The following is a 9,771-nucleotide window of genomic DNA, read 5'->3' as shown; positions in this document are numbered from 1 at the left end:
GCGCGCCGTGCCCCCCCACGACGGCAGCTTCCGCCTGTTCGGCCAGAAGATCTTCATTACCTTCGGCGAACACGATCTGGCCGAAAACATCATCCACCTGGTGTTGGCCCGCACGCCCGACGCGCCCGCCGGCGTAAAGGGGATTTCGCTGTTCATCGTGCCCAAGTTCCTGGTCGACGCCAACGGCGCCGTGGGCAAGCGCAACGATGTCTGGTGCGCATCGCTGGAGCACAAGCTGGGCATCCATGGCAGCCCCACCGCCGTGCTGTTGTATGGCTCGGGCAAGGGCGAGGTCGGCGAGGGCGCCGTCGGTTATCAGGTCGGCGAACTGAATCGCGGCCTGGAATACATGTTCATCATGATGAACGCGGCGCGCTATTCGGTGGGGCAGCAGGGCATCGGCGTATCCGAACGCGCCTACCAGCATGCGCTGGCCTACGCGCGCGAACGCGTGCAGGGCCGTGCGGTGGAAGGGTCGGCCGGCCCGGTGGCCATCGTGCGCCATCCGGACGTGCAGCGCATGCTGCTGACCATGAAGGCGCTGACGGAAGCGGCGCGCGCCGTGTCCTATGTGACGGCCGCCGCGCATGACAAGGGCACGCATCACCCCGACCCGGAGCAGCGCTCGCGCAACCGTGCGTTCTATGAATACATGGTGCCCGTGGTGAAGGGGTACTCAACGGAAATCGCGGTCGAAGTCGCGTCGCTGGGCATCCAGGTGCATGGCGGCATGGGCTTTATTGAGGAAACGGGGGCGGCGCAGTTTTACCGGGATGCCCGCATTCTGCCGATCTACGAGGGCACCACCGCCATCCAGGCCAACGATCTGGTGGGGCGAAAGACGCAACGCGACGGCGGCGCCACCGCCTACGCGGCCATCGCCGCCATGCGCGAGACCTTGCGCGCGGTCGAGGCCGAGTCCACCCGCGCGGCGGCGCCCGAGCGCGATGCGCTGCGCCTGTTGCGCGACAACCTGGATGGCGCCATCCAGGCCTACGAGGCCGGCGTGGGGTTCATTCTTGAGCAATCCGCCGCCAACGTGCGCGCGGTGTTTTCCAGCAGCGTGCCTTACCTGATGCTGGCCGGCGTGGTGCATGGCGGCTGGCAGATGGCGCGCGCCGTGCTTGCGTGCCGTCGGCACATCGCCGCCGGTTCGTCAGACCCGTTCTATAAAACGAAGATCGCGACTGGGCTTTTCTACGCCGCTCACATCCTTCCACGGGCGCTGGCACTGTCGGCGGCAGTGCGCGCCGGCGTCGTCGCGGACGCCTGCGGCGCGGCAGTGGATATTGCATAAGGTTATATGGCTTGCGTATTTCCTCGACCGAAGGTTTGATGGAAGAATCGTTTCGCAAGCAGTAAGCTCGGCTTTGAAACGCCATCCTGCGCTGCCCAGCTAGCCGGGCAGCCAGCTTCCTCCCCACTGAATCCTCAAATAGGAGACACCATGAGCCATCTACGTCTGGGCGATACCGCCCCCGATTTCGAACAGGATTCCTCGGCCGGTCCCATTCGCTTCCACGAATATCTGGGCAATAGCTGGGGGGTGCTGTTTTCGCACCCGGCCGATTTCACGCCGGTGTGCACGACCGAGCTGGGTTACACGGCCAAGCTCGCTGACGAATTCGCCAAGCGCAATGTGAAGGTGCTGGCGCTGTCTGTGGACGGCGCCGATTCGCATTCGAAATGGATCGAAGACATCAACGACACGCAGTCCACCAAGGTCAACTTCCCGATCCTGGCCGACAAGGACCGCAAAGTCTCCGAGCTTTACGACATGATCCACCCGAACGCCAACGCCACCTTGACGGTGCGTTCGGTGTTCATCATCGACCCGAACAAGAAGGTGCGCCTGATCATCACGTACCCCGCCAGCACGGGCCGCAACTTCAATGAAATCCTGCGTGTCATCGACTCGCTGCAATTGACGGACAGCCACAGCGTGGCCACGCCGGTCAACTGGGAAGACGGCGACGATGTGATCATCGTTCCGTCCCTGCAGGACGAAGCCGTCATCAAAGAGAAGTTCCCCAAAGGCTACAAGGCCGTGCGTCCTTACCTGCGCATCACGCCGCAACCGAATAAGTAAATTCGGATTCCGGGGGGTAGCATCCCGGTAAAAAACGCGGTTTTCAGCCGCCCGAACCGCCGCCTTCTCCATAGGAGAACGCGGCGGTTTTTTCATGGCTGGGACGGCTGTCCTATATGCCTGCGAGCGATGAGCAATCAAATAATGATTCGTTCCGTTCAGAATGCGCAGCCAGCACACTTGCTTCCATATTGAAAATACAGGGAGCAAGGGATGTCTTTCGGAAAAGCGGGTTGGTTGGCCGCGCTGGCGGCGGTGGCGGTTTCTCTGACAGCCGTGGCGCCGGCGCAAGCACAGCAAAAACAAACGCTGTTGAATGTGTCCTATGACCCCACGCGCGAGCTGTATCGCGCCATCGACGACGCCTTCATCAAGCAGTACAAGGAAAAGGCCAACGTCGACCTGACCATACGCCAGTCGCACGGCGGATCGGGCCGCCAGGCGCGCTCGGTCATCGACGGGCTGGAAGCCGACGTGGTGACACTGGCGCTGGCCTATGACATCGACGCCATTGCCGACCGGGGGCTGATCCCCGAGAACTGGCAGTCGCGCCTGCCGCAGAACAGCTCGCCCTATACGTCCACCATCGTGTTCCTGGTGCGCAAGGGCAACCCCAAGGCCATCAAGGACTGGGACGACCTGATCAAGGACGGCGTGCAAGTCATCACGCCCAACCCGAAGACCTCCGGAGGCGCGCGCTGGAACTATCTGGCCGCCTGGGCCTACGCGTTGGAAAAGAACGGCGGCAGCGAAGAGAAGGCGCGCGCCTATGTCGGCGATCTGCTCAAGCACGTGCCGGTGCTGGACACCGGTGCACGCGGCGCCACGACCACGTTCGTGGAACGCGGCGTGGGCGACGTGCTGCTGGCCTGGGAAAACGAAGCCTTCCTGGCGCTTGAAGAACTGGGTCCGGACAAGTTCGACATCGTGGTGCCGTCGCTGTCCATCCTGGCCGAACCGCCGGTGGCCGTCGTGGACAAGATCGTGGACAAAAAGGGAACGCGCGCCGCCGCCCAGGCGTATCTGGAATTCCTGTACACGCCCGCGGCACAGGAAATCATCGCCAAGAACTATTACCGGCCCATCGACAAGACGGTGGCCGCCAAATACGAAAGCAAGTTCCCGAAGGTCAAGCTCGTCACCATCGACGACAAGATCTTCGGCGGCTGGCGCAAGGCGCAGAAAGATCACTTCAGTGATGGCGGCACCTTCGACCAGATCTATCTGCCGCAAAAGAAATAACGAGACGACCTTCGGACGACGGCTATGACAACTGCCTCCCCCCCGACGGCAATCGGCGCGCAAGCGCCTTTTGCCGTTCGGCGCAACAGCCCGGGCGTGCTGCCCGGATTTGGTATTTCCATGGGCTACGCCGTGCTGTACCTGAGCGTGCTTGTGCTGATTCCCCTGGCCGCGCTGCCTATCAAAAGCGCCGAACTGGGGTGGCAAGGGTTTTGGGACACGGTGACGGCGCCGCGCGTGATGGCGTCGTATCAACTGACCTTTGGCGCCTCGCTGATCGCCGCGTTGGTCAACCTGGTGTTCGGCTCCGTGGTGGCCTGGGTGCTGGTGCGCTATCGCTTTCCCGGGAAGAAGATTTTGGACGCCCTGGTGGACCTGCCGTTCGCACTGCCGACGGCAGTGGCCGGTATCGCGCTGACCGCCCTGTATTCGCAGAAAGGCTGGCTGGGCGGGCCGCTGTCCGAGTGGTTTGGATGGAAGGTGGCGTTCACGCCGCTGGGCATCGTGATTGCGCTGATCTTCATCGGCGTGCCCTTCGTGGTGCGTACAGTGCAGCCGGTGCTGGAAGACGTAGAACGCGAAATCGAGGAGGCCGCCGCCAGCCTGGGCGCAAGCCGCTGGCAGACCATCCGCCGCGTGCTGCTGCCCACCGTGGTGCCGGCGCTGATGACGGGGTTTGCGCTGGCGTTCGCGCGGGCGGTTGGCGAGTACGGATCGGTGGTCTTCATTGCCGGCAACATGCCGATGGTGTCCGAGATCACGCCGCTGCTGATCATTTCCAAGCTGGAACAATTCGACTACGCCGGCGCCGCCGCCATCGCGACCGTGATGCTGGTGCTGTCCTTCGTCATGCTGCTGGTCATCAACCTGCTGCAAGGCTGGCAAGCCCGCCGCAACCTCGGGAGGCTGGCATGAGCGCAGCGGACCGTCCCGCCCATTTGACCGAACCGCGCTGGGTGCGCGGCATCTTGCTGTTTGTTGCGCTGGCATTCCTGACCCTGTTCCTGCTGGTTCCGCTGGCGGCAGTGTTCGCCGAAGCCTTCAAGAAAGGCTGGCAGCTGTACCTGGACGCCATCGTCGAGCCCGACGCGCTGTCCGCCATCCGGCTGACCTTGCTGGTGGCCGCCATCGCGCTGCCGGTGAACCTGGTGTTTGGCGTGGCGGCGGCATGGGCCATCACCAAGTTCCAGTTTCGCGGCAAGCAGTTCCTGATCACGCTGATCGACCTGCCGTTCTCGGTGTCGCCCGTGGTGGCCGGCCTGGTGTTCATCCTGCTGTTCGGCACGCAAGGCTGGCTGGGCGGCTGGTTGCAGGACCACGACTGGAAGATCGTCTACGCCGTGCCCGGCATCATCCTGGCCACGCTGTTCGTGACCTTTCCGTTTGTGGCGCGTGAGCTGATCCCGTTGATGCAGGCGCAAGGCAGCGAAGAAGAACAGGCGGCGCTGACGCTGGGCGCCAGCGGCTGGCAGATTTTCTGGCGTGTGACGTTGCCCAATATCAAGTGGGGCCTGCTGTACGGCGCCATCTTGTGCAACGCGCGGGCAATGGGTGAATTCGGCGCGGTGTCCGTGGTGTCCGGCCAGGTGCGCGGGCTGACCAACACGATGACCCTGCACGTGGAAATTCTCTACAACGAATACCAGTATTCGGCCGCGTTCGCCGTGGCCTCGTTGCTGGCCCTGCTGGCGCTGGTGACCCTGGTGGCGAAAAACCTGGTCGAGTGGCGCAACGCGCGCATGTTGCGTGCCGCCGACCTGCCGGTCGAGTACCCCGGTGCAGCGGCCGCAACGATCAAGCCGGCCATCGCGTAACGCGCGACGGCCAAGACGGAGACAGGCATGAGTATCGAAGTTCGACACCTATCCAAGCGGTTCGGTCAGTTTCAGGCGCTGAACGACGTGTCGCTGCATATTGAAACCGGCGAACTGGTGGCGTTGCTGGGGCCGTCCGGCTGCGGCAAGACGTCGCTGCTGCGCATCATCGCCGGGCTGGAATTGCCCGATTCGGGCAGCGTCCTGTTCGGGGGCGAAGACGCCACGGACGTGGACGTGCGCCAGCGCCAGGTGGGGTTCGTATTCCAGCATTACGCGCTGTTCAAGCACATGACGGTGTTCGAGAACGTGGCGTTTGGCCTGCGCGTGAAGCATCGGTCGCAGCGCCCTTCGGAAGACCAGATCCAGCGCAAGGTGCATGACCTGCTGACGCTGGTGCAGCTGGATTGGCTGGCGGATCGTTATCCGGCGCAGCTGTCCGGCGGCCAGCGTCAACGTATCGCCCTGGCACGCGCGCTGGCCGTGGAGCCGCGCGTGTTGCTGCTGGACGAACCGTTCGGCGCGCTGGACGCCAAGGTGCGCAAGGAGCTGCGTCGGTGGCTGCGCCGTCTGCATGACGAGCTGAATGTGGCCAGCGTGTTTGTGACGCACGACCAGGAAGAGGCGCTTGAGGTCGCCGACCGCGTGGTGCTGATGAACGCCGGGCGCATCGAGCAGGTGGGCACGCCGCGTGAAGTCTGGGAGCAGCCCGCAACGCCGTTCGTGTACGGCTTTCTTGGCGATGTGAACCAGTTGCAGGGCGTGGCCACGGGCGGTGTCTGGCAAGGCGCCGGCTTGTCGCTGCCGGCGCCCGAGCTGGCGCAAGCCAATGCGCAGCGCGCCACCGCCTACGTTCGTCCGCACGAGTTCGAGATCGAGCGTTATCGCGCGGGCGGGCAGGGCATTGCGGTGCGCCTGTCGCACGCTTATCTGGCCGGCCCCAGCGCGTATCTGGAGCTGGCGCGCCAGGATTCCGACGCCATCATCGAAGCCGAAGTGCCCGAGCACCTGTACCGGGAACTGGACCTGCGCGATGGCGATACTTTGTTGGCGCGTCCCCGGCGCGCTCGCATCTTTGCGGTGCAACCATGACGACCTCCGTTGATTTTCCCTCCATCCAGGACGCCTCGCTGGCGCAGCGTTGGCAGGCGCTGGTGCAGCGGCTGGCCGATATTCAGCAGCGCCACCCGGACGCCGCGCTGGCCTCGTCGCTGGCCGCTGAAGACATGCTGTTGACGCATGCCATCTACGACTCGGGCCTGGACCTGGAGGTGTTCACCCTGGATACGGGCCGTCTGCATGCCGAAACGCTGGGCGTGCTGGATGCCGTGCGCGGGCGCTACGGGCGCGACGTCACGGTGTACCGGCCCGTGGCGGCGGCGGTGGAGCAGCACGTTGCCCAGCATGGCGCCTATGCGTTTTATGAAAGCGTGGCGCTGCGCAAAGCCTGTTGCCAGATCCGCAAGGTCGAGCCGCTGCGACGCGCGCTGGCGGGGCGCAGCGCCTGGATCACCGGTCAACGCCGGCAGCAATCCACCACGCGAGGCGAACTGCCCTTGCAGGAACAGGACCCGGTGTTCGGCCTGACCAAGTTCAACCCGCTGGCCGAATGGAGCGAGGACGACGTGTGGGCAGTGATCCGTGCGCTGGACGTGCCCTACAACCCTCTGCACGACCAGGGCTACCCGTCCATCGGATGCGAGCCCTGTACGCGCGCCATCCGGCCGGGCGAAGACGTGCGCGCCGGAAGATGGTGGTGGGAATCGTCGGATTCCAAGGAATGCGGTCTGCACGCGGGCAACCGCGTCATCAGTGTCGTGACGCGCGGCGAATGACGCCGTCCATGAATTCAAAATCTGTCTTAGGGGAATAACCTATGTCTGCTGTGATCCAACGCAGCCACCTGGATTGGCTGGAATCCGAAGCGATATTCATCATGCGCGAAGTGGCCGCCGAAAGCGAAAAGCCCGTGCTGCTGTTTTCGGGCGGCAAAGATTCCGTGGTGCTGCTGCGCCTGGCCGAAAAGGCGTTTCGCCCGGGCCGCTTTCCGTTCCCACTGATGCACATCGATACCGGCCACAACTTCGATGAAGTCATCGCGTTCCGAGATCAGCGCGCGGCCGAGTTGGGCGAGACCCTGATCGTGCGCAGCGTCGAGGATTCCATCAAGCGGGGCAGCGTGGTGCTGCGCCGCGAAACCGACTCGCGCAATGCGGCACAGGCCGTGACGTTGCTGGAAGCCATCGAGGAATTCGGCTTTGACGCCTGCATCGGCGGCGCGCGTCGCGACGAGGAAAAGGCGCGCGCCAAGGAACGCATCTTTTCCTTCCGCGATGAATTCGGCCAATGGGACCCCAAGGCACAGCGCCCCGAACTGTGGAACCTGTTCAACACGCGCGTGCATCGCGGCGAAAACATGCGCGTGTTTCCCATTTCGAACTGGACTGAACTGGACGTCTGGCAATACATCCAGCGCGAGCAACTGGCGTTGCCGTCAATCTACTTCAGCCACCAGCGCGAGGTGGTCCGTCGCAAGGGCTTGCTGGTGCCGGTGACGCGCCTGACGCCGCCGCAAGACGGCGAGCAGGTCGAGCGGCTGCCGGTGCGCTTTCGCACGGTGGGTGATATTTCGTGCACCTGCCCGGTGGCTTCCGACGCCGCTGACACCTACGCCATCATCGCCGAGACGGCGGTGACCGACATCACCGAGCGCGGCGCCACGCGCATGGACGACCAGACTTCCGAGGCCTCGATGGAGCGCCGCAAGAAGGAAGGCTATTTCTGAATGCACAACGCCGGCTGAGGCCGGCGGCAGGGGACGCACCATGAATGCACTGAACGATTCTTTCCTTTCCGGCGCCGGCACGGGCGTGCTGCGCCTGATCACGGCGGGCTCCGTCGATGATGGCAAATCCACGCTGATCGGCCGCCTGCTGTACGACAGCAAAGGCGTATTCGCCGACCAGCTGGATGCAATCTCGCGCGCCAAGCACAAGCGCGTGGCGGGCGACGGCATCGACTTTTCGCTCTTGACCGACGGGCTGGAAGCCGAGCGCGAGCAGGGCATCACGATTGATGTGGCTTACCGATACTTCTCCACGCCCGCACGCAAATTCATCATTGCCGATGCGCCCGGCCACGAGCAATACACGCGCAACATGGTCACCGGCGCGTCCACGGCAGACGTGGCCGTCATCCTCATCGACGCCACGCGCGCCGCCGACGGCAAGCTGCTGCCGCAGACCAAGCGGCACAGCACCATCGCGCGCCTGCTGGGCATCCGCCACATCGTGGTGGCCGTGAACAAGATGGACCTGGTCGATTGGGATCGCGCCGTGTTCGAACGCATTCGCGATGCGTATGCCGAACTGGCGGCCAAGCTGGGCATCGCGCATTTCGATGCGCTGCCGCTGTCGGCGTTGAACGGCGACAACGTCGTAACGCTGTCGCCCAAGACGCCCTGGTACGAAGGCCAGCCTTTGCTGGCGCTCCTGGAATCGCTGGACCTGGCCAGCGATGGCCGCGCATTGCCGCTGCGCTTTCCCGTGCAGTGGGTGGCGCGACACGGCGGCGACCAGAAAGAGGACTTTCGCGGTTATGCAGGCCGGGTGGCCAGCGGCGTGCTGCGCGCGGGCGATGCGGTCACTGTGCAACCGTCGGGTGTCAGTGCGGTGGTGCGCGAGGTTCGCGTCTTTGATCGCGTGCTGGACGAGGCGGTGGCGGGCGACTCCGTCACGGTGGTGCTGGATCGTGATGTCGACGTGTCGCGCGGCGACGTCATCGTGCACACGGCGGCGCCCGCGCAAGTCACGCGCGAGTTCGAGGCCGAGCTGTGCTGGTTGGATGCGCAGGCGTTGAACCCGGCGCGCAAGTATCTGCTGAAGTCGGGCACGCGGCTTACGTCGGCCAAGATTCGCGCGGTGCTTTCGCATCGCGACATCCACGAATTGCAGGAAGTCGAGAACACCGAAGGCACCTTGCAGATGAACGACATTGGTCGCGTGACGTTCACCACGCGCGAGGCGTTGGCGGTGGATCGCTACGCGGATGTGCCGTCTACCGGTGCCTTCATTCTGATCGATGAAGCCACGCATCAGACGGCTGCGGCGGGCATGTTGCGCTAGCGCTGAATCGGGCCGGAAAACAACGGAATTTCCGCCCGATTTTTGGTGTTGTATTTCTTCCAAATTCAATGCTGGCGCGGGTCTCCGGGCGATATCGCCTGATGAAATCGAATTGTTCAGACGCGCTCCGCGTCTTGCGGTAAAGTGGGGCTGTCTTACGAAAAGGGTTTTGGTGCTTGTCAAAACTACTGTGTTTTTGTACAGTAGTTTTTATGGCACGCACCGATCATTCTTTTCCCGCCGGTTCTGGGTCCCCGGCTGCCGCCCCCCCCCCCGTGCGCGGTCGGGGTGCGGTTACTAATGTTCGGCATCGCTTTCAGCGCGATGACCGTGTGCAGGTCGACGACGGTTGGTCTGGTTCGGGCCTGCCGGCGGATTTCGTCGACTCCGTCCCCGAATCCTTTGCGGATTCCTTTCCCGACACTTTTCCCGATCCCGATAGTTCCCGCGATTCCGCGTCGGCCCATTCGCCCGACGCCGCCTTCGCGCACAACTCGCCGGC

Annotated in this window: 9 protein-coding genes and 1 pseudogene; all 10 read left to right on the top strand. The window is 63.8% G+C overall.

What is annotated here, in order from left to right:
- Positions 1-1,297, top strand: a 1,297-nt coding sequence (locus tag ACNPP0_RS24595) for an acyl-CoA dehydrogenase family protein (protein WP_448707260.1), incomplete at its 5' end; no start/stop codon positions are given.
- Positions 1,298-1,447: 150 nt separating this feature from the next.
- Positions 1,448-2,089 carry a peroxiredoxin gene (locus ACNPP0_RS24590; RefSeq protein WP_046802740.1) on the top strand — a complete coding sequence of 214 codons (642 nt, stop codon included), beginning with the start codon at positions 1,448-1,450 and terminating at the stop codon, positions 2,087-2,089.
- Between the two features lie 213 nt (positions 2,090-2,302).
- Complete coding sequence (locus ACNPP0_RS24585; RefSeq protein WP_448707259.1) at positions 2,303-3,331, top strand: sulfate ABC transporter substrate-binding protein; 1,029 nt, start codon at positions 2,303-2,305, stop codon at positions 3,329-3,331.
- Between the two features lie 24 nt (positions 3,332-3,355).
- Positions 3,356-4,246, top strand: a complete 891-nt coding sequence (gene cysT / locus ACNPP0_RS24580; RefSeq protein ID WP_332610468.1) for a sulfate ABC transporter permease subunit CysT — start codon at positions 3,356-3,358, stop codon at positions 4,244-4,246.
- Entirely contained in the window at positions 4,243-5,145 is a 903-nt protein-coding gene (gene cysW / locus ACNPP0_RS24575; RefSeq protein WP_046802743.1) for a sulfate ABC transporter permease subunit CysW, read from the top strand. Before cysT ends, cysW begins: the two co-directional genes overlap by 4 nt.
- Before the next feature lie 27 nt (positions 5,146-5,172).
- The gene (locus ACNPP0_RS24570) at positions 5,173-6,237 is read left to right on the top strand and encodes a sulfate/molybdate ABC transporter ATP-binding protein (RefSeq protein ID WP_332610466.1); all 1,065 of its coding nucleotides are present in this window, start codon (positions 5,173-5,175) and stop codon (positions 6,235-6,237) included.
- A complete protein-coding gene (locus ACNPP0_RS24565; RefSeq protein ID WP_332610464.1) occupies positions 6,234-6,980 on the top strand; it encodes a phosphoadenylyl-sulfate reductase in 747 nt (248 codons plus the stop codon). The genes ACNPP0_RS24570 and ACNPP0_RS24565 overlap by 4 nt, the downstream gene beginning before the upstream one ends.
- A 41-nt stretch (positions 6,981-7,021) precedes the next feature.
- The gene (gene cysD, locus ACNPP0_RS24560; protein ID WP_332610462.1) at positions 7,022-7,930 is read left to right on the top strand and encodes a sulfate adenylyltransferase subunit CysD; all 909 of its coding nucleotides are present in this window, start codon (positions 7,022-7,024) and stop codon (positions 7,928-7,930) included.
- A gap of 40 nt (positions 7,931-7,970) precedes the next feature.
- Positions 7,971-9,269, top strand: coding sequence for a sulfate adenylyltransferase subunit CysN (cysN, locus tag ACNPP0_RS24555; protein WP_332610460.1), 1,299 nt, complete (start codon positions 7,971-7,973; stop codon positions 9,267-9,269).
- A 212-nt stretch (positions 9,270-9,481) separates the two neighbouring features.
- Positions 9,482-9,626 (top strand): annotated as a pseudogene (locus tag ACNPP0_RS24550) (PA0069 family radical SAM protein); the annotation flags it as partial.
- Positions 9,627-9,771 lie beyond the last annotated feature (145 nt).

This window comes from Achromobacter semiaridum (assembly GCF_053543755.1).
This window is presented reverse-complemented; position numbering and strand designations above follow the sequence as displayed.

Bases quoted from the DNA above. Each gene is read 5' to 3' on its own strand.
- ACNPP0_RS24590 (WP_046802740.1), top strand. From the start codon at position 1,448: ATGAGCCATCTACGTCTGGGCGATACCGCCCCCGATTTCGAACAGGAT.
- ACNPP0_RS24585 (WP_448707259.1), top strand. From the start codon at position 2,303: ATGTCTTTCGGAAAAGCGGGTTGGTTGGCCGCGCTGGCGGCGGTGGCG.
- cysT (WP_332610468.1), top strand. From the start codon at position 3,356: ATGACAACTGCCTCCCCCCCGACGGCAATCGGCGCGCAAGCGCCTTTT.
- cysW (WP_046802743.1), top strand. From the start codon at position 4,243: ATGAGCGCAGCGGACCGTCCCGCCCATTTGACCGAACCGCGCTGGGTG.
- ACNPP0_RS24570 (WP_332610466.1), top strand. From the start codon at position 5,173: ATGAGTATCGAAGTTCGACACCTATCCAAGCGGTTCGGTCAGTTTCAG.
- ACNPP0_RS24565 (WP_332610464.1), top strand. From the start codon at position 6,234: ATGACGACCTCCGTTGATTTTCCCTCCATCCAGGACGCCTCGCTGGCG.
- cysD (WP_332610462.1), top strand. From the start codon at position 7,022: ATGTCTGCTGTGATCCAACGCAGCCACCTGGATTGGCTGGAATCCGAA.
- cysN (WP_332610460.1), top strand. From the start codon at position 7,971: ATGAATGCACTGAACGATTCTTTCCTTTCCGGCGCCGGCACGGGCGTG.